Annotated in this window: 21 protein-coding genes and 5 pseudogenes; 12 read left to right on the top strand and 14 right to left on the bottom strand. The window is 55.1% G+C overall.

Annotated elements, in window-relative coordinates; translation table 11 throughout:
- Positions 1 to 80: 80 nt before the first annotated feature.
- Positions 81 to 281 (top strand): hypothetical protein, encoded by a 201-nt coding sequence (locus B5E56_RS06820; RefSeq protein ID WP_002596235.1) that lies wholly within the window; start codon positions 81 to 83, stop codon positions 279 to 281.
- Between the two features lie 64 nt (positions 282 to 345).
- On the opposite strand, the gene B5E56_RS06815 is transcribed toward B5E56_RS06820, so the two are convergent.
- The 11 genes and pseudogenes from B5E56_RS06815 to B5E56_RS06750 all read right to left on the bottom strand — a co-directional run.
- Positions 346 to 540, bottom strand: a complete 195-nt coding sequence (locus B5E56_RS06815; RefSeq protein WP_002596234.1) for a transposon-encoded TnpW family protein — start codon at positions 538 to 540, stop codon at positions 346 to 348.
- A 14-nt stretch (positions 541 to 554) separates the two neighbouring features.
- Complete coding sequence (locus tag B5E56_RS06810) at positions 555 to 1,397, bottom strand: ATP-binding protein (protein WP_002596233.1); 843 nt, start codon at positions 1,395 to 1,397, stop codon at positions 555 to 557.
- Complete coding sequence (locus tag B5E56_RS06805) at positions 1,394 to 2,188, bottom strand: replication initiator protein A (RefSeq protein ID WP_006356266.1); 795 nt, start codon at positions 2,186 to 2,188, stop codon at positions 1,394 to 1,396. The genes B5E56_RS06810 and B5E56_RS06805 overlap by 4 nt, the downstream gene beginning before the upstream one ends.
- A gap of 72 nt (positions 2,189 to 2,260) precedes the next feature.
- Positions 2,261 to 2,647, bottom strand: a complete 387-nt coding sequence (locus B5E56_RS06800) for a cysteine-rich VLP domain-containing protein (protein WP_002596231.1) — start codon at positions 2,645 to 2,647, stop codon at positions 2,261 to 2,263.
- Positions 2,637 to 4,262 (bottom strand): relaxase/mobilization nuclease domain-containing protein, encoded by a 1,626-nt coding sequence (locus B5E56_RS06795; protein WP_002596230.1) that lies wholly within the window; start codon positions 4,260 to 4,262, stop codon positions 2,637 to 2,639. Before B5E56_RS06795 ends, B5E56_RS06800 begins: the two co-directional genes overlap by 11 nt.
- A complete protein-coding gene (mobC, locus tag B5E56_RS06790) occupies positions 4,234 to 4,632 on the bottom strand; it encodes a plasmid mobilization protein (protein WP_002596229.1) in 399 nt (132 codons plus the stop codon). The genes B5E56_RS06795 and mobC overlap by 29 nt, the downstream gene beginning before the upstream one ends.
- 497 nt (positions 4,633 to 5,129) lie before the next feature.
- Positions 5,130 to 5,342: a helix-turn-helix domain-containing protein gene (locus tag B5E56_RS06780; RefSeq protein WP_002586615.1), complete on the bottom strand. Its 213-nt coding sequence runs from the start codon at positions 5,340 to 5,342 to the stop codon at positions 5,130 to 5,132.
- A complete protein-coding gene (locus tag B5E56_RS06775; RefSeq protein ID WP_002586616.1) occupies positions 5,335 to 5,757 on the bottom strand; it encodes a sigma-70 family RNA polymerase sigma factor in 423 nt (140 codons plus the stop codon). Before B5E56_RS06775 ends, B5E56_RS06780 begins: the two co-directional genes overlap by 8 nt.
- Positions 5,758 to 5,928: 171 nt before the next feature.
- Positions 5,929 to 6,696 (bottom strand): class I SAM-dependent methyltransferase, encoded by a 768-nt coding sequence (locus B5E56_RS06765; RefSeq protein ID WP_002586626.1) that lies wholly within the window; start codon positions 6,694 to 6,696, stop codon positions 5,929 to 5,931.
- A 50-nt stretch (positions 6,697 to 6,746) separates the two neighbouring features.
- The gene (tet(W), locus tag B5E56_RS06760; RefSeq protein ID WP_002586627.1) at positions 6,747 to 8,666 is read right to left on the bottom strand and encodes a tetracycline resistance ribosomal protection protein Tet(W); all 1,920 of its coding nucleotides are present in this window, start codon (positions 8,664 to 8,666) and stop codon (positions 6,747 to 6,749) included.
- A 652-nt stretch (positions 8,667 to 9,318) separates the two neighbouring features.
- A pseudogene (locus B5E56_RS06750) lies at positions 9,319 to 9,447 on the bottom strand (Maff2 family protein); the annotation flags it as partial.
- Here B5E56_RS06750 and B5E56_RS06745 point away from each other — a divergent pair.
- Positions 9,425 to 10,333 (top strand): annotated as a pseudogene (locus B5E56_RS06745) (IS110 family transposase); the annotation flags it as partial. The pseudogenes B5E56_RS06750 and B5E56_RS06745 sit on opposite strands and share 23 nt — an antisense overlap.
- On the opposite strand, the pseudogene B5E56_RS14430 reads toward B5E56_RS06745, so the two are convergent.
- Both B5E56_RS14430 and B5E56_RS06735 read right to left on the bottom strand, forming a co-directional pair.
- Positions 10,332 to 10,493 (bottom strand): annotated as a pseudogene (locus tag B5E56_RS14430) (chromosome partitioning protein ParB); the annotation flags it as partial. The pseudogenes B5E56_RS06745 and B5E56_RS14430 overlap by 2 nt on opposite strands.
- Positions 10,450 to 11,271, bottom strand: a complete 822-nt coding sequence (locus B5E56_RS06735; protein ID WP_087389155.1) for a ParA family protein — start codon at positions 11,269 to 11,271, stop codon at positions 10,450 to 10,452. The pseudogene B5E56_RS14430 and the gene B5E56_RS06735, both read right to left, overlap by 44 nt.
- A gap of 301 nt (positions 11,272 to 11,572) precedes the next feature.
- Between B5E56_RS06735 and B5E56_RS14425 the strand changes: the two are divergent.
- From B5E56_RS14425 to B5E56_RS06695, 10 genes and pseudogenes are all read left to right on the top strand, one after another.
- Positions 11,573 to 11,737 (top strand): annotated as a pseudogene (locus B5E56_RS14425) (site-specific integrase); the annotation flags it as partial.
- A 3-nt stretch (positions 11,738 to 11,740) separates the two neighbouring features.
- Entirely contained in the window at positions 11,741 to 12,061 is a 321-nt protein-coding gene (locus B5E56_RS06730; protein WP_087225153.1) for a plasmid mobilization protein, read from the top strand.
- Positions 12,062 to 12,064: 3 nt separating this feature from the next.
- Positions 12,065 to 13,220, top strand: a pseudogene (locus tag B5E56_RS06725) (helicase RepA family protein).
- Between the two features lie 411 nt (positions 13,221 to 13,631).
- Positions 13,632 to 14,816 (top strand): plasmid recombination protein, encoded by a 1,185-nt coding sequence (locus B5E56_RS06720; protein ID WP_343214236.1) that lies wholly within the window; start codon positions 13,632 to 13,634, stop codon positions 14,814 to 14,816.
- Positions 14,817 to 14,938: 122 nt separating this feature from the next.
- The gene (locus B5E56_RS06715) at positions 14,939 to 15,370 is read left to right on the top strand and encodes a MarR family winged helix-turn-helix transcriptional regulator (RefSeq protein ID WP_087189518.1); all 432 of its coding nucleotides are present in this window, start codon (positions 14,939 to 14,941) and stop codon (positions 15,368 to 15,370) included.
- Between the two features lie 31 nt (positions 15,371 to 15,401).
- Positions 15,402 to 15,833, top strand: coding sequence for an RNHCP domain-containing protein (locus tag B5E56_RS06710; RefSeq protein WP_087389153.1), 432 nt, complete (start codon positions 15,402 to 15,404; stop codon positions 15,831 to 15,833).
- A 758-nt stretch (positions 15,834 to 16,591) separates the two neighbouring features.
- Complete coding sequence (locus B5E56_RS06705) at positions 16,592 to 18,052, top strand: leucine-rich repeat protein (protein ID WP_087389152.1); 1,461 nt, start codon at positions 16,592 to 16,594, stop codon at positions 18,050 to 18,052.
- A gap of 284 nt (positions 18,053 to 18,336) precedes the next feature.
- Positions 18,337 to 20,439 carry an RNA polymerase sigma factor gene (locus tag B5E56_RS06700; RefSeq protein ID WP_087389151.1) on the top strand — a complete coding sequence of 701 codons (2,103 nt, stop codon included), beginning with the start codon at positions 18,337 to 18,339 and terminating at the stop codon, positions 20,437 to 20,439.
- Between the two features lie 145 nt (positions 20,440 to 20,584).
- Entirely contained in the window at positions 20,585 to 20,743 is a 159-nt protein-coding gene (locus B5E56_RS14605) for a hypothetical protein (RefSeq protein WP_158098688.1), read from the top strand.
- 34 nt (positions 20,744 to 20,777) lie between these two features.
- Positions 20,778 to 23,267 carry an S-layer homology domain-containing protein gene (locus B5E56_RS06695; RefSeq protein ID WP_158098687.1) on the top strand — a complete coding sequence of 830 codons (2,490 nt, stop codon included), beginning with the start codon at positions 20,778 to 20,780 and terminating at the stop codon, positions 23,265 to 23,267.
- Positions 23,268 to 23,320: 53 nt separating this feature from the next.
- Here the strand turns inward: B5E56_RS06695 and metA are convergent, their stop codons facing one another.
- Positions 23,321 to 24,235: a homoserine O-acetyltransferase MetA gene (metA, locus tag B5E56_RS06690; protein ID WP_087389149.1), complete on the bottom strand. Its 915-nt coding sequence runs from the start codon at positions 24,233 to 24,235 to the stop codon at positions 23,321 to 23,323.
- Positions 24,236 to 24,442 lie beyond the last annotated feature (207 nt).

The raw sequence follows: 24,442 nt of genomic DNA, 5'->3' as shown, positions 1-24,442 counted from the left end.
CCCATATTTGCAGTAGAAAAGTTCATAACTCCGTGGTATACTCTGATTTAACAAAAAAATCAGAAGTTAAAGGAGAAAACATGAAGTATACAATAGATGAATTAACCGCGGCCAAAAGGCAAATTGATTCAACTCTGCACAAGCTAAGAGAAACAGTAAAAACATTTGAATCAAAGGATAATTCCGAGCGTTATAAATCACAAATCACATTGGCAAAGAGAAGAATAAAAGCCTTTGAAATTGCAAATTATTTTATAGAGAATGAGATTAAGAATTGCTAAAGCACTTCCGATTTTCGTTCCAGCGGTCATGCTCCCTGGCATGGCCGCTTTTCCATGCCCCGGTTCACGCCGGATAAGTCGGCTCCTGTGTAGCAGCGGCTTCCGCTTCCAGTACCCGCGCCATTTTGTCGGCGGCTGTGGTTGTGGTGTCTTTCTTGAAATAGCCGGACACGACAAGGACGGAATTGCCCATGCGGATTTCCGTCACACAGTCAGGGCGGCGGGTGGTGCGGGTGTCGTGCTGCTTGTTATCTGCCATAGGCAATACTCCTTTCAGTCGGTAATCAGTTTCTTCATGCTCTCCATTTTCCGCTTGGCGGTTTCCTGCCGGAAGTTGTCGCCGGTAAAGCGTACCGGGACGCACATGGAAAGCAGGCGGTCATAAATCCGGGAATGGGCGGTGTCCTCCGGGTTGTGCAGGTCGTCCAGCGTAAGGTTGGTCGTGACGATCAGCGGCTTGCCGCTGCGGTAACGGCTGTCAATCACATTGAACACCTGTTCCAGCCCGTATTCCGTCCCGCGTTCCATGCCGAAGTCGTCAAGGATCAGCAGCGGATAACGACAAAGGCGGGAAATGTACTCGTTGCGCCCCTCAAAGCTGGCGGCAAGGTCATTGAGGATAAGAGCAAAGTTCGTCATGCGGACGGGGATTTCTTTCTCCATGAGGGCGTTTGCGATACAGCCTGCAAGGTAGCTTTTGCCGGTGCCTACGCCGCCCCAGAACAGGCAGCCGATATTGTCTGTCCGCATATCTTCCCAATGCTCCACATACCGGCGGGCAAGCCCGGTCTGCGGGTTCCTGCCGTTGTCGTTCTCGAAAGTCCAGTCCCGCATGGTGGGGTCGGTAAAGCCCCGGCGTTTCAGTTCTTCCACGGTGTCAAGGTGTCTGCGCCGCTTTTCGGCGGCTTCCCGTTCCTCGCGGGCGGTTCTCTGGCAGTCGCACTCTGCCGGGTGGCGGTCGCGCCCGAAGATAGCGGCCTTATCCGGCGCAAAATAGGCTTCTTTCGGCTTGCGGCACTTGCCGCAGTACAGTAAACCGTCCTCGCCGGTGTAGTCCTCCGGCTCCGGGATGGTGGTCGTCATATTCTCCAAAACCGCGTTGATTTCATTCTTCATAAACTCTCGCCCTCCTTGCATGAGTAGTCTGGTATGCCCTTTTTAGGGGCTTCCTTTTTGTCGTTCCCCGCCCATATCCGCAGGGCGGCGGCATAGTTCTGGTAGCTTTTCCCGTTGGCGGCAAGGTAGCGGCTCATTTCCTCGATGAACCGTTCCAGCCTGTCAGGGTACTCTGCCTGCAACTCGTCGTATTCGGTCTGTGACAGAAAAATATTTCCATATCGGCCATAGGGCGCGGACGGCCCCCCACTCACTCCCTTTGTTTGGCTCTCTGTAAGGTTGTTTATAGTAGTTTGGTTAGGGGACGGTTTTCCGACCATCATAAGGTCGGTTTTCTGACCATCAGTAGGACGGTTTTCCGGCTCTATGAGGGGCGGACTTCCGGCCATCAGTTGGTCTGAAAACTGTACCTGTGGCACTGGCGGTACTTTGACATAAAGCCGGTTCGGTGCGGAGAAGCCGCCCCGTTCCCGTTCCAACAGCCCCGCCGTGTCCAGTTCATTAAGCGCCCCCTTGATGGTGGTGCTGCCTTTATCCAGTATTTCTGCTATCTCCGCGATGGGATAGATAATATAAATCCTGCCCTCGTCGTCCAGCCACTTGTTTTTCTGGGAGAGGGTGGAACGGTCTAACAGCAGCGAATACAGCAGCTTGGCGGTCTGTGAAATCTCCATTTTCAGCAGGAAACGGGGATACGGCAGATAGGCGGGCAGCCGCGTGTCTGCCCTGATATAATCAGCGATAGGATCACCTCCCTGTGTTCGGGTTGATTTTGGCGTATTGTCACGCATTAAAACGCCGTTTCCGGGGGAAAAGGATAAATGTATCGCGTACCCTTTGACACCCACGAAAAAAGCCTTGATTTATGCGGGTTTGAAAGGCTCTAAAGCGTGACATCTCTGCCTTTGTTTCCGCTTTCTCTCGGCGGCTTTGATTTTCTTCATGCGCCCGGCGCAGTCGGGGCAGTATTTTCCCCGGTTGGATTTGGGGACAAAGGCCGCCCCGCAGACGGCACACCGTTTCCGGCTTCCCCGGCACAAGAGGGCTGCGGCCAGCTCCCCGTCAAGGGGCAGGACAGCCACACGGAACCAGTGGCACATGAGGGAAAAGGAAATGCTCTGGACGCACACGCAAGGCTCCCCGTCGTCCAATAGCAGGCAGTTCCCCTCATCGTAGTTACAGCACTCATGTACCAGCCGCCGCGCCCGCCGGTGCTGGCGGTAGTCCATGTGGGGCAGGTTATCGCTCATGGCTCTGCTCCTTTCTGCGGTGCGGCTCGTCCCGGCGCAAAATCTGGTCGATGTTCCGCTTGACGGTCTGCAACTCCTTGAACCGCTGTTTCTGTTCGTGATAGGTGTTATACAGGCCGTCTTTCTCGGAGATAAGCTGCTCGATCTCGGCCTGCAACGCTTTCCGGGCGGGCAGCTTGGTAATGCCATGCGCCTTGAAATACCGGGCTGCTGCGTCGGCTATGATAAAATCGCTCTCATGGGCCTGCCGGTATGCGGCGCGGGCTTTCTCGGATTTCTGTGCCCGCAGCCCGTCGCGGGCGGCCTTGGTCTGGGCGTAGGCCAACACCTGCCGCTGCAACTTCTTTTTCCCTTGCAGCTTCGTTTCCAGTGCTTTCAGTTCGCCGCTGGTCTGGCGCATTTTCTGATAGGCGGTGTCAACGGCGGCTTCTAACTGCTCCGGGGAAGTAAAGCCGTATTGCTGGTAGACGGACAGCGTTTTGGCGGCCTGCTTCAGATTGTGTATCTTCGCCCAGCGTTCATAGCCCCGGCCTTTGCCCTCGGCCATTTTCTGCTCAATGTCCACAAGCCGCTGCACTCCGTCCTGTTTCGGGGCGGCTATCTCGGCTCTGGCAACCTGCAAGCGGTCTTTTATGGTGCGTGGGGGATCGGGGGATCTGGCTGGCGCTTCGGCTGCTCTGGCGGCGTTTTGCTCTAAAACGGCAAAGACAGCGGCGCGGTCAAAATCGTCGCCCAGCTTCCGGGCGGTAATTGGCTTTGTCCTGTCCGGCGTGAGGTAGGAAAGCCGCCCCCGGCTCTCCTTGACGGTCACACCCTCCTGCAGCAACAGAGAGGAAAACTCGTCAAAGCTGGCGGCGGTGGCAAGGGCTTTCCGTAGGGTCTGCCGCAGCTTCTCCTTGTTCGTTTCAAACTTGGTCTGCCGGGGCGTGATACTATCGGCAATCATGGGGGCGTTCTGCTTGTCCAGCGCGGCCTGTCCCTTTTTCTGCGCCCAATACTCCCGGTCGGTGACGCGGTTCTTGCTGCCGTTCAAGAGGTCGATTTGATAAAGCCCCTCCCGGTGGCACATCTCCATGACTTCGGATTTGAAGTAGCGCAGGGCAGCGTCGGTACATCGGTGCTTGCAGCCGACTTTCGTATCGGCCGGCCTGTCCATGTAGGGCAGGAACGGCACTTCCTCAATCCGCAGGCTGTTTATGACGATATGCACATGAATGTTGCCGCTGTGGTTATGCCCGTCCGGGTGGGTGCAGACAAGGGCCTGGTGGCCGGGAAAATGCTCTTTACAGAATTGTTCCCCCAACGCCTGCGCCCGGTCTACGGTCAGGCCGTTGTCCGGCCCGTCCCGCGGGTCAAAGCTGATGATGTAGTGGTGGCTTTTCACATCTTCCCGCCGCTGGTTTTTCTGATAGCGGAGATTGGCCCGCATACACGCAACGGCAAAATCCTCCCCGTCGCAGTTCAGCGTGGACAGCCGGTAGTCCTCGCGGGGGATAAGCCTGCCGGTTTCATCAAGGACGGGCTTCATGGTAAACTCGTCATGCTCAAAGAGAAGATATTGCTCGGCGGCTCCGTAGTCGGCGTTTTTAGAGTTGATATGCTTGAGTGTTGCCAACCGCGTCACCTACTTTCTTGAGGACTTCATACTTGAGGACGGCAAGGTCGGATATGGCGGCGCGTACCTCGCCGGAAAGGGTGTTGTAGGGTACGCCGTATTCGTTCAGATACCGGGCAATCTGATTGAGGTTGCCGCCGATCCTGCCGTACTCGGCTGTCAGCTTCCCGACAGCGGAAAGCAACTCGTCATTGACCGACGACACATGGACAACCGGGCGTATGGTCGCCCGCCGTATCGCCTGCCGGAGAAATTCGGACTGGCTGATACCATAGGGCGCAAGCCGCGCTGTGAAGTCGGCATACTCATCTTCGGACAGCCGGGTTTTCACAACGCGGCTGCGGTGGGGCGTGTTGTATTTCTTTCGCATGGTGTGACCTCCTTTCTCGCCCGTAAGGGCGCATGAGCAGGGTTTGGGGAAGGCACTCCCCAACAAGTTTCCCGCGAGGGGCAAAACTGCAGAATTGCGGATTTTGGCACCGTGGTAGAAACTTGCTCTCCGTGACTGCAAACTTTCTCTCACTTCCGTCCGCCACTTTTTTGGAAAACTGCAACCACAAAAGTTTGTTTCTCTTTTTCTGCTACTACTAATCCTGTAAAGGGCATTCCTGCCCGCTTTCGCTAAAATGACACCGGACGCAGTGGTTTCTACCCGGTGTTGGAGAAATCCTTTCTCTTTGCCCTCTACTACGGGTAAATGCTCCAAATGCCAAACACCAGGGCAGAAAAATTCCCTCCTCGCTTACTACTACAACCGGCAGGGGGCAAAATGGCCGGGAGCGGAGCCGGACAACAAAAAAAGCAGTAAATCTTTTTCAAGACTTACTGCTTTCGCTGGCCGCGTCGGTGGCGGCTGGTATTCAGTTTTTATGACTTGTCCGGTGGTTCGTCAAGCCGGAACTTGAATTGACAGTCAATTAACCGCTGCTTTACATAGTCCTCCACCTCGGCGTTGACCTGCCCGTTCACTTTTGAGAAATAGCGGATATATCCGGCGTAGTGGAGCAGGACAGCGTTCACGGCTTCTGGGTCGCCCTCACGGGCTTTGAGGATTGTTTCATAGGGGAGAAGTCTACTCATACCGGCTCACCCCCATTTCTTCGCGTAGCCGCTGCAAGGCAAGCTGGATATGCCGCCCCGCTGTGCTGCGTGACCGGCCAATACACGCGCCGATCACGCGCTGCGGCTGGCGCAGAAAGTAATAGCGCAGGATTTCTTCCCGCGTCTGCTCCGGCAAAACAGAGATCGCGTCGGCAAGGGCGGCGTTGCAGAGCAGGACGGTCTGACCGCAGACGGTAAATGGGTATTCCTCGTCCGGCTCCGACGCGGCAAACTGGACAAACTTCTCGTTCATCAGATAGTCAAGGGAAACTTGCCGTTCCCATTGCCGTTTAAGCTTCAAAATCTTGTCCAAGGCGGCACAGCGGATAACAGTCTTGCAAAAGGCGTTGTACCTGCGCTGGATATATTCTTGATAGGCTATCTGGTCGGTCATGGAAATTCCCCTTTCTGAATAATAGTGCGGGGCGGTGGCACTTCTTGCTGTCGCCCCTTGATTGCCTACCAGCAAAGGCGGGCGGGGCTGTCAACGGCTGCGCATATGCGCCGTTCATCTTGACCGTTGACTGGCTCGGCTGGGTTTGCTATTTACCCGACAAACTTGAATTTATTTTAAGCTATCACGTTTTACCTTCTTAAGCCTTACTATCATTACCATAGGAATTTCTTTGTTGGTTTTAAAACATTCTTCATAAAATCCATCAATGACAAATCCAGCTCTAAAACAAAGGTTAAAAATATCTTGTATGGAACGATGATAATAAATCTGCTCTTTCGGTTGCCCTTCAATCGCTATATCATAGTAACTGTGCGGTGTCATATATTTTTCAGTCAACGTGACAAAACAAGGGTGTTGCGTTGCAAAGACAAAAATTCCGCTTTCCTGCAACAGTTCATAAACAGCCATAAGAAGTGGTTCAATATCCGTAATATCCATAATTGCCATATTAGAAACTGCTTTCGTAAAGGCTCGATTTCTTTTTAATTCTAATATACTTTTTCTATCGGTCGCATCCGCCACACAAAATTCAATTTGTTTTGCATATTGTGATTGCCGTCTTTTAGCCAATTCTATCATTTTTTTGCTGTAATCAAAAGCGACAACCGAAGCGCCTCTTTGTGCAAGATACGAAGAATAATTTCCATTGCCACACGCAATATCCAAAATGTAATCCGCAGGATTAGGAGATAGAAGTTCCGTTACTTTGGGACGCACTACCTCTCTGTGAAATTCATTAGATTCGTCACCCATTGCATTATCCCAAAATTGTGCGTTCTCCTCCCAGATTTTTTTACTTTCCTCTGTTCCCATGTTCTCTCCCACTCCCCAAATTTGCTTTTTTGCTTCCATTAAATCTTCCTTACTATATTCCATTGTTACCCTCCATAACTTCTGATTGTTGCCGTCTTGACGATTATGTATCTTTACATTACCTTCTGAAACATATGGCGCACCTTGTCCAGGCGGCTGTTTGGACGGCGGGGCTGGATGACCGGCTGACCGACAGCGGCCTGATATCCTTTCAGCTCTGTAAGGCATACGCTCCGCCCGTTGGTGTAAAAGGCCAGATCAGTACGGTATGCCTGTATACAGCGGGCGGGAATCTCGCCAGTAAAGACAACTTCATCCTTTTTTACCTGGGCCGTTTCGATGGTGGCACAGTATTTCGGTGCATCATGATAAGCCCTGGAAAGGTATTCCTGGGGCGCATAGAGGATGAAGGAGAGATAAGGTTCCAGCAGCTGCGTCCCCGATTCCTTCAATGCCTGTTCCAATACAATCGGGGCCAATGAGCGGAAGTCCGCCGGCGTGCTGACCGGACTGTAATAAAGCCCGTATTCAAAGCAAATCTTACAGTCCGTTACGTTCCAGCCGAACAAGCCCTGCTCCAGCCCGTAACGGATACCATCCCTGACAGCGTTTTGAAAACTCTGGTTCAAGTATCCCAGCGAAACCCGGCTCTCGTATTGTACACCGGAGCCAAGCGAGAGTGGTGTAACAGACAGTCCTATGGATGCCCAAAACGGGTTGGGCGGCACCTCGATATGGATGGTGTGGCTGGCTGCTTTGAGCGGCCGCTCCATATAAATGACGGAGGGTTCCTTTACCACTGTTTCAAGCTTGTATTTTTCCGACAGCAAAGCGGAAACAACCTCCAACTGCACCCGGCCCAAAAAAGAAAGAATGATCTCATGGGTGATGGAATCCACTTCGCAACGCAAAAGCGGGTCAGTATCCGCAAGTTGCGTAAGAGCGTCCAGCAGCCGTTCTCTTTGCGCTGCCGTTTTCGGCGCAATCGTCGTCCGCAGCATGGGGAGGGGGTCCTCGCGCCACCTTTTACGAGGGAGCCGGGTTTGGTCCCCTAATACATCGTTTAACCTCACGCTGTCGCTGGGAAGGATAACAATTTCACCCTGATAAGCGGTGTCTGTCCGAACAATTTCCCCTTTGGATGGAATACGCATCTCTGTGATTTTCAGCTTTTCTCTCCCGGCCAGGGCCACCGTATCCCGCAGGCGCAGCGTTCCGCTGTATAACCGTAGATAGACACGCCGCTGGCCGCAATCGGTGTACTCAACCTTGAAAACGCTGCCGCATAGGGCGGCGCCCCCCTGTTCCCCAATCGGTTGGAACAGCCCTGTCACCGCATCCATCAACGGTTGAATGCCAAGGCCATTTTTGGCGCTGCCATGATAGACTGGGAACAGGGAGGCGTCTTGAACCCGCTGCTGTTCCTCCCGCGCAAGTTTTTCCCGGCTGATTGGTTCTCCTGCGATATACTTTTCCAATAATTCATCGTTATTTTCGATGACCGCATCCCATGCTTCTATGTCGGTATTTTCCTCCAGGACTATTTCCGGGGACAGCGACACCGTCTGCTTGATGATAATATCGGCGGAGAGCTTATCCCGAACAGACTGAACCACGCTCTGCAAATCAACGCCAGCCTGGTCGATCTTGTTGATAAAGATAACGGTGGGAATGTTCATTTTCCGCAGGGCATGGAACAGAATACGGGTCTGGGCCTGCACGCCATCTTTAGCGGAGATCACCAAGATGGCCCCATCTAAAACAGCCAAAGAGCGGTACACCTCCGCCAAAAAATCCATGTGGCCGGGCGTATCCACAATGTTAACTTTACATCTGTGCCACTGGAAGGAAGTGACTGCCGCTTGAATGGTAATCCCACGCTGCCGCTCCAAAAACATGGTGTCCGTCCTCGTTGTCCCTTTTTCGACGCTCCCCGGTTCTGAAATGGCTCCGCTGGCATATAGCAGGCTCTCCGTCAAGGTCGTCTTTCCAGCGTCTACATGGGCAAGAATTCCAATATTGATTATTTTCATGTGATTGTCCTCCCTTTACAGCCCCAAAGGGCATAAAAATCCCCAGCAGTAAAATACTTTTACCACTGGGGATTATAAGTTGCGGACATACACATATACAGCATACACCTGTTTGTGATTGCTGTTTTTGGGGATATGTCAAAATTGATAAGGCAAAAGTATTCTTAAATTGGGTACAAAAAACTAAGCCCCTACAAAAGGAGCTATCATAATCCTTTGTTCCCACTATTTGATTATAGTTTTATTTAAGAATACCTTGCCGCATATTTTTTACTCCTTTTCTGGATTAAATCATTGTATCACATCAGTTTTAGGAAAGCAAGTACCTAAAAGAAATTTTTCTTCCCCTTATATGTAACAATCATACCGGCTTCCTAGCGTTCAGAATGTTTTCTGCTGTCTGCTGTGGTGTTTGGTTGGAATTGTCCAACCAAAAGCCGATCCGTGGTGTTGTCTGCATTTTACTAAATACAAATTCAATGTATACAGAAAGATATAAGGAGTGGGAGGGATTCCGCCGTAGTTGGCATTGTAGGAAAATCCAAAAGTTTAGATTTTCCCACAATGCTTATCTTTTGGTCTTTGGTTCGGAATAGTGTAGTGCTGGCGGTCTATCTCTTGTTTTCGGTTGCTTGCTTCCTTACCGTACATGAGCATTTGCGCCCGGATTATCATTGCCGTAACCTTCCAGCAGGTTGATGACACCCCAGATGCCGAGACCAGCGCCCAGAGCAATAACGAGGGTCTGCAAAACGGTGATAAGACGGGCCAAGACCGACAGAAAGGACGCTGTGAAGCTGGCCAACTACGGTCTTGACCACTGGCTCACGCTGCCGAGGTATGTCCCGGAGGAGGATACCCGGCTCATGCTGAAGGCCTGCTACCGGCAGTACCAGCAGTATTCCAAAGTACGGACTATGCTGAAAAACAACCTGATCTCCCTGCTGGACACTGCTTTTCCTGATGCGAACCGTCTGTTTACCAGTCCGCCCCGTGCTGATGGCAGCGAGAAATGGGTGGACTTTGTAGCAACTTTTTGGCATTGCGAGTGCGTCTGTGGGCTGTCCGAAAAGGCATTTACCACCAAGTATCGGAAGTGGTGCAAAAAGCACGGCTACAATTTCAGTGAGGAGAAAGCGCTGGGCATCTATGCCTCCGCTTGCGGACACGTCGGTATCATGCCGAAAACGAATACGACAAAACTCTTGGTGGAACAGGCTATTTCCCAGCTTCAGGCAACTTCCGCCGCATTAGTCGCTCTTAAGCAGGAGATGCAATCCCTGGCGTCTTATCTGCCGGAGTCTCCTGTTGTAATGGAAATGTTTGGTGTTGGCCCAACCCTCGGCCCCCAACTTATGGCTGAAATTGGCGATGTGCGCCGCTTTCATTCCAAGAAAGCGCTGGTCGCCTTTGCGGGTATTGACTCCCCACCTTACCAATCCGGCCAAATGAATGTCTGCGGTCGCAGCATCTCCAAACGAGGGTCTGCCTCGCTGCGCAGAACGCTTTTCTTGGTGATGGGGGTTTATTTGAAGAATGCTCCGACAAATGAGCCCGTGTACCAGTTTATGGACAAAAAGCGTACAGAAGGAAAGCCTTATCGCGTTTACATGATGGCTTCTGCCAACAAATTTCTGCGCATCTACTACGCTTCCGTGAAAGCCTAGCCTCGTCATCCTTGACTTTGAAGGGATGGTTCTTGAAAGGATGCAGCTCAGATAGCGGGATTTCCCGTACTTTTTCCAGCTTGGCATCCTGGCGGCTTTCTTCGGTGGAAAACAAGTCATCGTATGGAGCCAGCTCTACTTTTTTCGCGCTGCTTTTCAAGCCTCAATACCTCCTTCGTCAGACTTTTGTACCCCTCGGCCACCTTGCCATTGGGGTCATGGGCAAAGATACTCTTGCCCTCGGCACTGATTTCCTTTGCCCGGACGGAATGGGGAATCTCGGTGCCGAACACCTTGATTTTGCTGCCGTAGGTCTCTCGCAGCAGGGCGGCGATTTCCTTAGCAAAGTTGGTGCGGTTGTCCACCATTGTCAGCAGGATGCCGTCGATTTGGAGCTTGGGGTTGATTTGCCGCTTTACCTTACTTACCGTGGAGAGCAGCTGTTCCAGGCCCTTGGCGGGCAAATACTCCGCCTGGACGGGGATGATGATCCTGTTGGCGGCTGCCAGAGCGTTGACCGTAAGCATACCCAGGGATGGCTGGCAGTCAATCAGGATATGGGAATACTGTCCCTTCAGCGTGTCCAGATACTGCCGAAGGATGGTCTCACGGCTCATGGCATTCACCAGAGAGACCTCCATACCGGAGAGCTGGATGTCGGCGGGCATCAGGTCAACGCCTTCCGGGTGGTGCAGGATACCCTCACCGGGGCGCAACGGCTCGTCCATCAGGATACGGCCCATCGCGTCGGACAGGGTAAAGGGCAGCTTGTCCGGCTGGGGGTGGCCCAGGCTGATAGTCAGGCTGCCTTGTGGGTCCCCGTCAATCAGCAGCACTTTCTTCCCGGCCTGCGCCAATCCAACACCCAGATTTTCACAGGTCGTTGTCTTGCCGACGCCGCCTTTCTGGTTGGCGATGGCGATGATTTGCGTGTTCATAACAATCACCTCGTTTCTGATTGGTGTTGTCATGTGCCTGCACAGCAGTCCTGGAAATGACAAAAGCCGCCACTTGAAACAAGTGACGGCTTCGCATAAATCCAATATTCTACTGTGTTTGAAATCAAAAGGCTTTGAGTTCCTTTCTGCTATTCATTTGTCGTTAATGAAACACCTCCTATAATTCGACTTATTTCAGTATGATTTTTCGGTTTGGAAAAGGATGAAAAACCAGACTGAAAACCTCAAAACCCTTGATCCTACGGGGCTTTTCCGGTTTGTCGTAATTATACCGTAAGGGCATAGCCACATCTCCCTGCTGATTGACATGGGCTTTACGGCCCTGGCAATCGCTGACCGGGTGGGGCATGAGAGTATCGACATTACTTACCGTTACGCCCACCTGTTCCCCACCCGGCAGACGGAGATGGCGGACAGGCTGGACATGGAGAGAAAGGGGGCCTAAATCATGTCGCTAAAGAACAGGGACAACAAGAACCGATGGAGAAACAAGACAGTGGCGTTTCGGGTGTCCCCGGAGGAAGACGCACAAATTGAAACCGCTGTGCGGCTCTCCGGGCTGACGAAACAGGACTACATCACCCGGCGGCTCCTGTGCCGGGAAGTGGTGGTGCAGGGCAATCCAAGGGTCTACAAGGCCCTGCGGAACGAACTGGCCGCTGTGCTGGCCGAACTGCAACGGATAGAGGCCGGGGCCGGTGTGGACGAGGAACTGATGGACAACATTGAACTGATCGCCGCCATCATGGACGGCATGAGGGAGGATTGATAGATGGATAGATCAAAAGAGAAAACGACCGTCCCATATCCGCCTGTTGGCGCAGACGGGGGACAGTCGCTCTCAAAAACACCTGAACAAAGTATAGCAGAGGAACAGACCGAACACAAGTCCCAAGAGCGGGATTTTAGGGAAATCCTGCGGCAGATAGACCGGGTCAACGACCCGGCCTATCTGCCCTCCCTCTCCATGAACGAACTCTACGAAAAGGTGTACCCCGGCAAGCCTCCCGTAGTGGAGGGCCTGCTCTATCCGGGGGTGTACCTCTTTGTGGGCGCTCCCAAGGTCGGCAAATCCTTTCTCATGGCACAACTGGCCTACCATGTGAGCAAGGGCCTCCCCCTGTGGGGGTATGAAGTCCGCCAAGGGGCTGTCCTCTATATGGCCCTGGAGGATGACTATCCCCGCTTGCAGGGACGGTTGTACCGGATGTTTGGGGAGGACAGCGCCGCAGACCTCCACCTCTCTATTTACGCCAAACAGTTGAACAGCGGCCTGGAGGAACAACTAAAGAGGTTTGTCCGGGAACACCAGGACACCCGGCTTATCATCATCGACACCCTGCAAAAAATCCGGGAGGCCGGGGCCGAGAAGTACAGTTATGCAGACGACTATAAGGTGATAACAAGTCTGAAACACCTTGCCGATGAAAAGGGGGTCTGCCTCCTGCTGGTACACCACACCCGCAAGCAGCAGGCCGACGACAAGTTTTGATATGATCTCCGGCACCAATGGCCTGATGGGTGCAGCAGACGGAGCCTTTCTGCTCCAAAAGGAGCGGAGGACGGACAGCGCCGCCACGCTGGACATATCCGGGCGTGACCTGCAAGACCAGCGCCTCTATCTGAAACGGGACGAAGAACGGCTGGCGTGGGAGTTGGAGCGGCTGGAAACAGAACCGTGTAGGGAACCGCCCGACCCGGTTTTAGAGGCCGTGGCCGCCCTGGTGACGGCGGAGCGGCCAGAGTGGAGCGGAACGGCCACCGACCTTACCGCCGCCCTGGGGGTGGATATGAAAGCCAATGCCCTGGCGATGCGGTTGAATGTCCGGGCGTGGCGGCTGTCCTATGAGTACCATATCCGCTACGAAAGCACCCGTACCCACGCCGGGAGAAGTATTCGGCTGACGATGGAACCTCCCCAGGCGTGACGACCGTGACGGCCGTGACGACCTCTGCGGCACCGCCCCCGGTATCAAAAAAGCCGTCACGGTCGTCACGGCTGTCACGGGGAGCGGGGGTGAAAGTCAAGGGGGCATACCTGCGGGTGGAGATTGCCGCAAGGCAATACAACCCGAACCCCTTGACTTTCACCCCACGGAAAACACTTGCCGGGTGGGAGGAAAGGCCGCTGGCCTTTCCTCCCTGCCCCACGGCGAGTGAAAAAGTTTAGGAGGGGTGCAGGGTGCCCTTTTCAAAGGGCGGCCCTGCTGGGGGAGCCGCCCGCAGACGGCGGGGGCAAAGCCCCCACACCACCCCGTAGGGCGCAAATGCGCTTTTGATTTACTTTCGCAGAAAGTAACAAAGGCCCGCCACTGACGCGGCGGAAAAGGAGGGATTGATTGAAAAGGACGATCAGCGCCATGGTGGGGCGAGGCTCGGTCAATCACAACAGCAGGAAGTTTCACGCCAAGAATACCGATCCGAAGCGTTCTCACCTGAATGTAACATACTGCCAGGAGAATATCAAGGCGGTGTACCATGAACTCTTTGACGAGGCCCTGGAACGCTACAACGCCAAGCAGACCAGAGCAGACCGCAAGATTGAAAACTACTATGAGAAAATCCGATCCGGCAAGCAGGAAAAGCCGTTCCATGAAATCATCCTGCAAGTGGGCAACAAGGATGACATGAGCGCCGACAGCGATGAAGGGAGGCTTGCGGCGGCGGTGCTGGACGAGTATATGAAAGCCTTTCAAGAGCGAAATCCCAATCTCCGGGTATTCTCGGCCCACCTCCACATGGACGAGGCCACGCCCCATCTGCACATCGACTTTGTGCTGTTCACTGTTGGGAGCAAGCGGGGGCTGGACACACGGGTATCTCTGAAACAGGCGTTAGCGGCTCAGGGTTTCAAGGGCGGCACCAGAGGGGACACGGAGTGGAGCCAGTGGGTGCGCTCTGAAAAGGAACAACTCTCCGCCGTGATGGAGCGCCACGGGATAGAGTGGGAGGACAAGGGCACCCACGACAAGCACCTGTCTGTGCTGGACTACAAAAAGGAGCAGAGGGCGAAAGAGATCGCCGCCCTGGAGACGGTCAAGGCGGAGAAAGAGAGCCAGGTGGAGAGCCAGGAGCGGCGGCTGAAAGAACTGGCCCCGGCGGTGAAGGACATGGAGCGGCTGGCGGCGGACTTCTCCGCTGACCCGGAGGAAATCCTGCCGGAGGCCGGGACGCTAGAGAGCGCCAAATCCTACCGGGAGAAAAAGGCAAAGCCCCTGCTGGCGAAGATCGTCAAGGTGCTGCGTTCCCTGTTCCGCAAGTACCTTGACTTAAAAGGGAAATTTGGCCGTTTGCAAGGGGACTATGACCGGGTGCGGGAGGGCAACGCCCGCTTGTCTGACCGCTTGATGGAGGTGAAGTTGGAGAACAAAAAACTGCGGCAGATCTCCGCCGACTATACACGGGTCAAGCGGGTCTTTGGCCCGGAGCAGGTAGCGGCGGCGGTGGAGGCTGACAAGCAGAGGGAACAGGCGGAGAAAGGCCACAAACGGCCCAGGCGCTCCCTTGACTGGGGCGGGCGGTAGAAAATGTCCTGATGCTTTTGCTACGCCTGTATCAAACGAGTTGCATATATTTTGAATTACTTATTGACATATATCCGAAAATGGATATAATATATATGAAATCGGATATTAAGGAGGCCGTGATGGGCTACGAGAAAGCAAGAATGTATGCCTATTTATCTGCGGAAATCACTTCATTATACCATGAAGCGGCTGTAAAGATGGGCATTTCTGATACTGTTTTGAATATTCTGTATGTGCTTTGCGAACGGGATGGACAGTGTCTCCAGAGCGACATATTCAGATTGACAGGTATCAGTCGGCAAACAATCAATTCGGCAATTCGGAAATTAGAGAAAGATGGGCTTGCCTATCTGGAACAGGGAGAAGGCCGGAATACAATGGTTTGTTTGACCGAAAAAGGGAAAGATTTTACTTCTGAGAAAATCCTCCCACTATTTCAAATTGAAGATAAAATATGGGGTGCATGGACAGTCGAGGAACAAGAAAAATATATATTGTTCTCACAAACATACCGGGACTCGTTGAAAAAGTACCTGCGTGAAGATTTGTAGTCTGCCCTGCCCCACACGACAAGGAGCAGTTATGAACAGAGAGAACAAACGAAAACAGTATGAAAAAGGATACTATAAAACACATGGGTGTAACGATAGTTTTACTTGCAAAGTATGTGGTAGACTAGTTGTACCTGTCGGTGCAGGGAGCGACCATCGTAATCATTGCCCAAACTGTCTTTGCAGTTTACATTTGGACATTGAACCCGGAGATCGGGAGGCAGACTGCGGCGGAATTATGGACCCCGTGGGCGTTTGGGTCAGGAAAAATGGAGAGTGGGCAATTATCCACCGTTGCAGAAGATGTGGACACCTAAGTTCAAATCGTGTAGCAGCAGACGATAATCCGATGAAGTTAATGTCTATTGCGATGAAACCTCTTTCTCAACCGCCATTTCCATTAGAAAAGATCGAGGAAATGACCGCCCTCATGGGTGGAGATGGGCAATTATCTTACGGATGAAATTGACTGGCATTTTCCATTTAGCAAGTCCAGTCGGGGCCGACAATGGTCGAGATGAACGGCGCACAAGTGCGCCGCCATTGACCGCCCCACCCGGTCTTGCTTTTCGGTCATCAAGGCGGGCAAGCCCCAAAGGTGCTTGCCCGCCCCCTTTGATTTGGGGTGGGGTCGGTTGTCGAATTGCGTCCCATGGTGGGATTGATTTCCGACGAGGGCGGAAATCAATCCCCTATTGCCTGGGAGCGTTTACGCTCCCAGGCGGTGGTCGAAATGGGTCTCAATTTGAGACCCATTTCGACAGAAACTCCCCTCAAAATGGGGGGAGTTTCTCGGGGCTGTGTAGGGCGAAAAGGTTGCTTTTCTTCCGTTTCTGTGATACTATTTTAATACTAAGAAAACGAGTTGCCCCGAATAACAGGTAAAACATTAACGTATTTGCGAATGTTTTGCCCGTTTTCTTTTTTGCTTGTTGACTGCAGATTGCCCTGTGGTGCCTGAATATGAATATCTGCATCAGTCAGGGCGAGTATCCGAATTTGGTCAGGAACTGGATTGTAGGACGCCGGGGACGGCGCACAAGAGGAACGAAAGCTACAAGCCCGGCTGTGATATGCTGTCCCCGGACGCTCTGGCAGCCAACAGGATGGTTATGATACCTGATTTACGTTACCGCCAAAAATTTTTTCTTTTTTGTAAAACCAACCAGCGATATTTGCGCACTATACATCAGACTCAAAAAGAAGAAAGGAAGATGTCCCATGAAAGTACGCAGACTCCTGACCCTGGTTCTGACCCTTGGGCTGGTCCTGGCCCTGTCCCTGCCTGCCCAGGCGGCGGACCTCACCTATGAGGTTTCCGGCGGCAAACTCTACTTTGATGCTACCACCGGTACCATCACCCGTGCGGATGAGACCGTCACCGAGGCGAACATCCCCGCTGAGATCTACGGTGTAACTGTCACTGCCATTGGGGATTACGCATTCAATCAGCACAAAAAGCTGGTGAGTGTTACAATCCCCAGCACTGTCACCACCATCGGGCGGCAGGCCTTTGGCGCCTGCAGTTCCCTGGAGCAGGTGGTCCTGCCGGACAGTGTCACCACTCTGGGGCAGGGGGTATTTTATGGGTGCAGCGGCCTGACTGATGTGACGCTCAGCAAGAATTTGACCTCCATTCCCCGAGATACATTCGCAGCCTGTTCCTCTCTGACTGGCGTCACCCTTCCGGATGGCATCACCAGCATCGGATATGACGCCTTCTCTGGCTCCGGTCTGACCAGTCTGACTCTGCCCAACAGCGTGACTACCCTGGCCAACTCTTCTCTAGCTAACTGCAAAAGCCTGACCAGTCTGTACATCCCCGACAGCGTGACCTATCTGGGTGAGTGGGCCCTCAGCAACTGCACCAGTCTGACCAGTGTGCGTCTGCCCGCTGGCATCACAACCCTGCCCATGCGGCTGTTTGAAAACTGCATCAGCCTGGAAACCTGCATCATTCCCAGCGGCGTGACCCAAATGCAGGACGCCTTCCGGTTTTGCCGGAGCCTGAAAACGGTCACCATCCCCGTCAGTGTCACCCAAATTGCCAGCAGCACCTTTTATGGCTGTGACAGCCTGACCGATGTCTACTACGGCGGCACCGCCCTCCAGTGGAGCCAGATCGAGATGGGCGGCCTGAATGAAGGCCTGGATCACGCCACGCTCCACTTTGCCGAGCTGGTGGCTGGCTTCACCGACGTGACTACCGGAGACTACTACGCCGACGCGGTGCAGTGGGCGGTAAACCAGAAGGTCACCACCGGCACCGGCGCCAATACCTTCTCTCCCGCCAACTCTGTTACCCGGGCTGAGGCGGTTACCTTCCTGTGGCGGGCGGCCGGATCGCCCGCCCCTGCATCCTCTGCCTCTCCCTTTACCGACGTCACCGACCCCAGCGCCTACTACTATAATGCTGTCCTTTGGGCGGCCGAGCAGGGTATTACCGGCGGCGTGGGAGGCGGAATGTTCGACCTGTCCAGCAGCCTGTCCTATGACCAGATCTTCACCTTTTTGTGCCGGGCTGCCGGTGAGAGTGCTACGGGGGACGAATGGTCTGCCGCTGCGGTAAATTGGGCCCAGTCCAGCGGCCTGACCGAGGGCCTGAACTTCTCCGCCAAGGCAAACTGTCCGCGCGCCGACGTGGTCTACTGCCTGTGGAAGCAGCTGGGCGCCTCCGCCTGACCGTACCCCGTCCTGTGAAAGGCCGGCCCACCTCTTCGCAGGTGGGCCGGCTTCTGCTATATGTCAGACAGCTGGAACGACTATGATATGGGGCATGGAATCTTTAAAAAATAGGACCAGATGATTCCTTTTTTGCCCTATATCCTGTACACTGTAAGGAGGAGAATGTACAACGAAATCCATCACATTTTTTCAGTTCCTCCGCTGCTGCCTTCTTCGGGAGGCGGAGGAGTGTGCTGCGAAGCAGACTATTTTTTATCAGGTGAGGAGGGGGCTACCGGGAGATGGAACAGGAAAAGCTGAAAGAGTTGATCCAGAAAAGTATTCAGGGGGACGGAGCGGCCCAGGAGGCCCTGGTACTGGCGGTACAGAATAAGGTCTACTACCACTGCAAGAAGATGCTGAAGAAGGAGGAGGATGCCCAGGATGCCACCCAGGATGTGCTGATCGCCATGCTGACGGGGTTGGACAAGCTGCGGGAGCCCGCCGCCTTCTGGGGCTGGGTCAACGGCATTACGGCTAATCGCTGCCGTCACCTGCTCTCCGCGCCCCATAAGGAGTGGCAAATTCCGGAGGATGAGGAGGGCGGCTCCCTGCTGGACAGCATGGAGAACCTGGACGAGACGCTGGTACCGGAGAAAGCACTGGACAACGAGGAGACCCGGCGGATGATCCTGGGGCTGGTGGACGACTTGCCGCCGGAACAGCGGATGTGTGTGCTGTTCTACTACTACGATGAGATGAGCGTCAAGGACATTGCTCAGGCTATGGATACCAGCGAGGGTACGGTGAAGAGCCGCCTCAACTACGCCCGGAAGAGCATCAAGGCCGGTGTGGAGGAACACGAGCGCAGGGGCGTCAAGCTCTATGGCGTCAGCCCCATGCTGCTGCTGCTCTGCTTCCTGCGGCGTGAGGCGGAGAGTACTGCTCTGGACAGTGCTGCCGCCGCTGCCATGGCCGGGCAGGTCCTGGCTCAGGCGGGGAGCGCCGCCTCGGGTGCGGCTGCCGCAGCCGGTGCTTCCGCGGGAACCGGAGCGGCCGCCGGTACAGCTACGGGGGTAGCTGCCGCAGGTATCTCTGTGAAAGTGGTGGCAGCCATCCTGGCTGGGGCAGTGGTCATCGGCGGTGCGGCAGTGGGGCTTGCCTTCCGGTCTGGCCCGGCTGAGCCCGCGGCGTCGGTGCCTCCGGAGATCCTCCAGTCGGAGACGCCGGGCGATACCTCTTTCGGGGCGCTCCACGGCTTTACCCTGGTGGAGCCCAGGGCCTACGAGGACGTGCCTCTGACCACTGTGGCCGGAGACCCGACGCTGGAAATGCTCTCCTCCGCTGGCGGACTTACCAAGCCGGACATCACGGTGAGCGAACCCGACGGGGAGGGGTATGTGACCTATACCATCCGCTACAGCAACACTGCCCAGGTTCGTATGGGCAACCCCGGCAGTGCCTCTCTGGCCTTTACCATCATTACGCAGGAGTACAGCCTCTACGACTGGTATACCGGCCGGCTCTACTTCCCTGATCAGCGGATGGACACAGGCGACCAGTACTTGGCTGCCGGGGAGAGCCAGGTGGAGTACAACGGGCAAACCGTTCCCATTACTTATGAGAAGCAGTGGACCAGCGGCATGAACTACGGCGACTGGGAGGAGAGCGAGCGCCCCGGTCTGGAGCGGGAGATTACAATAGATACCTACCAGGATGTGACTTATACCGTTCGGGTGCCGGAGGGCTATGACGGGGTGCTTTTGGGGGTCAATATCGTGGATTCCCCCGACCCTCAGCGGACCATCCAGCTTGAATGGGATCTGGAGCTGGACGATCCCGCCCACTATGAGTTCGTCCGCCTCAGCGACCATGCCGCCCCGGCGGAGGAAGGAGGCCTTACGCCAGAGGCTGCCGCCGCCTACGCCGGTGTGCTGGAGGCGCAGCGGGATGGCATTGAGGCCTACGCCAGGTGGTACGACGGCATCTTCGACCTATCTCCGGTGGCCCTGGCTGACGTGTGGGGCGATAGTACCCCGGAGCTGCTCTTTGTGGCGTCGGATCCGGATCTCCCCTGGTCGCAGAGCGTCCTGACCATTGTCACCTGTCAGAACGGGCAGGCGGTGACCATCCTCCAGGAAGACTGGGACTTCTTCGCGGGCAGCGGCCTGCGCTATACGGTGTTCCTGGCAGAGGACGGGACTTTGTGGGCCGACACCAACTACTATACCTCCCGCTTGGTGGAGGAACCCTGGGCCTTTGCGGAGAGTGCCGGCGGCCTGACCATGGGAGCGGCAGAGTCGCTGCCCGATCCGGCTCAGGTGATCCTCAGCAATCAGAAGGAGGCGGAAGCGGCCATGACGGTGGATGAGGCGGAGGCACTCCTGAGGAACGGTGGGTTGTGACCGATTCCAAAAAAAATTAAAAAAATTGCAAAACCATAAAACCGATGGACCTCTCCACAGCACTATATCACAGAGAGTACGGGGAGGCCCGTTGGCCTTTCCGGCTCCGCAATATAATTTGATATAATAAGGAGAGACAAAAACGATGAAAAAGATGATGGCTCTGATTGCTGCCCTGGCCCTTGCGGTCAGCCTGACCGCCTGTGGAGGTCACTGCAAATCCTGCGACCAGCCGGTGTACAAAGACGGATACTGTGAGTACCATTATATTTTGAATTCCGCCCAGGATGCGCTCTTCGGCTGACCGGCACGGGGCAGACAGAAGGAGGCTGATAAAGATGAGAGGACTCAAAAGATGTTTTGCCCTGCTGCTGGCGCTGGTGCTGCTGACAGGCGCCCTGCCGGTCACCGCCGCGGCGGCGGGCGCAGGCTTTACCGACGTGCCGGAGGGCGCCTACTACGCTGACGCAGTGGACTGGGCGGTGGCGGAGGAGATCACCCAGGGGACAGGAACCGGAATCTTTTCCCCCGGGCGGACTGTCACCCGGGCGGAGGCGGTGACGTTCCTGTGGCGGGCCGCCGGTTCCCCGGCCCCCACCACCACCGCCTCCTCGGGCTTTAGTGATGTAACCGACAAGAATGCCTTCTACTACAAAGCCGTGCTCTGGGCGGTGGAGAAAGGGATCACCAACGGCGTGGGGGGCGGCCGGTTCAACCTAACCGCGACTCTGACCTATGACCAGATCCTCACCTTCCTGTGCCGTTTTGCCGGGGAGGAGGCTCAGGGTGATGACTGGTCCGCCGCTGCCGTGGCTTGGGCCAGAAACAGCGGCCTCACCGATGGACTTACATTTACCGCCAAATCAAACTGCCCCCGCTCCGATGTGGTCTACTGCTTGTGGAAGCAGCTGGGAGGCGAGGCGACCCAGGAGCAGCCGGTGCTGAGCAACGAGGCTGGAGCCACCCTGGCCATCACCACCGGATTTCTGGACCGGAAGTCCGCCATCGACATCAGTGAATTCGGCCTGGAGGCATCTCAGGCGGAGAAGCTGGCCCTGAAGATCGCCGATATGGACGGTGAAAATCCCTACGGGATCACCCATCTGAACGCCTACGAACAGGACGGGCAGATTGCCGAGACTCTGGCGGTGTACTACACCAACAGCACCATCTCTGTCGGTACGGTGGCCGACCATGACTGGCGCTATATCTCCGATGCGGCCCAGGCGGAGGCCGAGCGGGTGGTGGACGAGCTGATCACCAGCAATATGAGCGACTACGAGGTGGTCAAGACCCTCCACGACTACCTGGTCACCCACTGCGACTACGACTACCGGGTGGACATCGGCAATATGCCCTTTGTCTCCTACCAGGCCGAGGGGGCCCTGCTGAAGGGGACCGCCGTGTGCGGCGGCTACGCCAAGGCCTTCGAAATCCTGCTGGATTCCGCCGGTATCCCCAACGTGACCATCACCGGCTACGCCGGCGGCTACCACGCCTGGAACCTGGTGGAGGTGGACGGCCAGTGGTACCACGTGGACGCCACCTGGGACGACCCCACCGTCCGGGGGGGCGACTATATCCGCTACACCTATTTTCTAAAGAGCGACAAGGTGATGGTCAGCCGGAGCCACCGGGACTGGGAGACGGTCCACGCCTGCACCAGCACCAAGTACGACGCGGATCTGCTGGACTCCGCGGACCAGGCCATAGCCGACGCGCGGCAGGAGCAGGTGGACGCCATCCTGGCCCTCTGCGCCCCCGCCCTGACGGACGTCCCCACCTGGACCCAGGCGGAGCTGCAGGCCTTCACCGATCAGCAGCTGAGGGACGCGCTGTACTTTACCATTGACCTGTCCGATGCCGGCTTTGACTCCAACACCCTGTCCAAGTACAGTCGCGAAGTGGCGGACGCCATCATTGACCAACACCCGGAGTTCGCTTACGGCACCTTTGACTCACGGGAGATGTCGCTTAAGTTCCGACGGGATGATGTGGCGGCGGAGCAGAAGCGCCGTCAGGAGGCAGCCCAGGCAGATAAGGAGCAGCAGCAGAATCAAGACCAGGCCACTGCCCTGGAGATTGTGCCTATTCTGGAAAAGGCCATCGCCGAAATGGACTGCTACACCACAACGGTGACCCTTACCGGATACACCGACGAAGCCATTAAGATCGCCTGTAACACTATGAAGGTGGAGGGGTACACCTTTGACGGCTACACCTACCATACCAACTGGCAGACCAAAGACTATGACCTCAGTGCCAAAAGCGGTGGAGTGGTGACCCTTACTAACAGCAAGTGGGACCGGGAGGAGCTACAGAAGTATGTGGACCAGATCGAGGAGGCCATTGACAGCGGGGCCTTCCAGGTGGAGTTCCAGCCCGCGGATTACCCGGACCGGGACGGCGACTATTATGCCTCCAAAGCTTACCGCGTGATGAGCGCCGAGGGCTATGTCACCGCAAACGGCAAAGTTTCCGGGGTGGACTACCGGCTGTTCAGCGGCGGGACCAACAAGGACAGCGGGGTGTTCAAAGCCTCCCTACAGTACCCTCTGCCGGAAATGACCGATGAGGAGGCTCTCGCCTATTATACTGGCATCCTGGAGCAGGCAGTCCGGGACGGCGAGACCGAGCTGACGATCCAATATTCCTGGGATGGCCGCAGTTACTGGGCTGGGTTGACCCAGGCGATCGACACCGTGGGCGGCAAAGGCTATTCCGTGGACGGCCTTGTTTGTGGCGAGGACTATACCCTGACACGCATGGGAAGCTCCGCCAACTCCGGCACTGCCCAGGTGAAGATTGGCTACAAGACCGAAAGTTAAGCTTACCCTATAGAAACAGCGCCCGCCCCGGTATTCCGGGACGGGCGCTGTTGTTATACTTCGTTCAAATCGTACGGCGTGGTCTGGTACACATAGTAATTCAGCCAGTTGGTATAGAGAAGCTGGCCCGCGCTTCGCCAGCGCACCACGGGAACCTTGGTGGGATCATCCCCGGGGAAGTAGTTGGCGGGTACGGCAATATCCAGCCCCTTGTTTACATCCCGCCAGTATTCCTTGGCTAGAGTATCGGGATCGTATTCCGGGTGTCCCATTACAAAGAACTGCCGGCTGTCTTCGGTTTTGACGGCGTATACACCGGCCTCGGCGGAAACTGCGATCAGTTCCAGGCCGGAGGTGCTGCGGATATCCTCCTCCCACACCTCGGTATAGCGGGAATGGGGGGCATAAAATACATCGTCGAATCCGCGGAACAGGGGAGAGCTGGGCTTGAGGACCCGGTGCTCAAAGACGCCAAACAGCTTTTGTGGGAGGGAACGCTTCTCAATTCCGTGATGGAAATAGAGCCCCGCCTGGGCGCCCCAACAAATATGCAGGGTAGAGTGAACGTGCGTCTTGCTCCACTCCATGATCTCGCACAGCTCGGGCCAGTAGTCCACCTGATCGAACTCCAGGTTTTCCACGGGCGCGCCGGTGATAATCATGCCGTCAAACTTGCGGTCTCTGATCTCATCAAAGGTAGTGTAGAAGGAAGCAAGATGATCTTCATCCGTGTGCTGGGAATGGTAACTGGCAGTCCGAAGAAGCTCTACTTCGATCTGTACCGGGGTGTTGGACAGCTTGCGAAGGATCTGGGTCTCCGTTACGATCTTGGTGGGCATCAGATTCAGGATTACTACATTCAAAGGACGGATATCCTGATGCAGGGCTCTGTGCTCGGTCATGACGAAGATATTTTCGCTCTCCAACACCGCGGTAGCGGGAAGTGAATCAGGAATTTTAATGGGCATGGGTATGGCCCCTTTCCGTTGGATTTTGTAATAAGAATAGAGTAGCATAATTCAAACCCTGTCGCAACCAGAGAATGACAAAAGAAGAACGGAAAAAGAAAAGGGCGGAAAGTGAAAAAAGGTGTTGACAAATGGGGGCGAGAGTGATATTCTATCTGAGCGCCTTGCGAGAGGGCATGAAAATCTGACCAAAACCGGAAGAAACCG

The sequence above is a fragment of the Flavonifractor sp. An112 genome, assembly GCF_002161085.1.
In the GTDB taxonomy this organism is placed as follows: domain Bacteria; phylum Bacillota; class Clostridia; order Oscillospirales; family Oscillospiraceae; genus Flavonifractor; species Flavonifractor avicola.
This window is presented reverse-complemented; position numbering and strand designations above follow the sequence as displayed.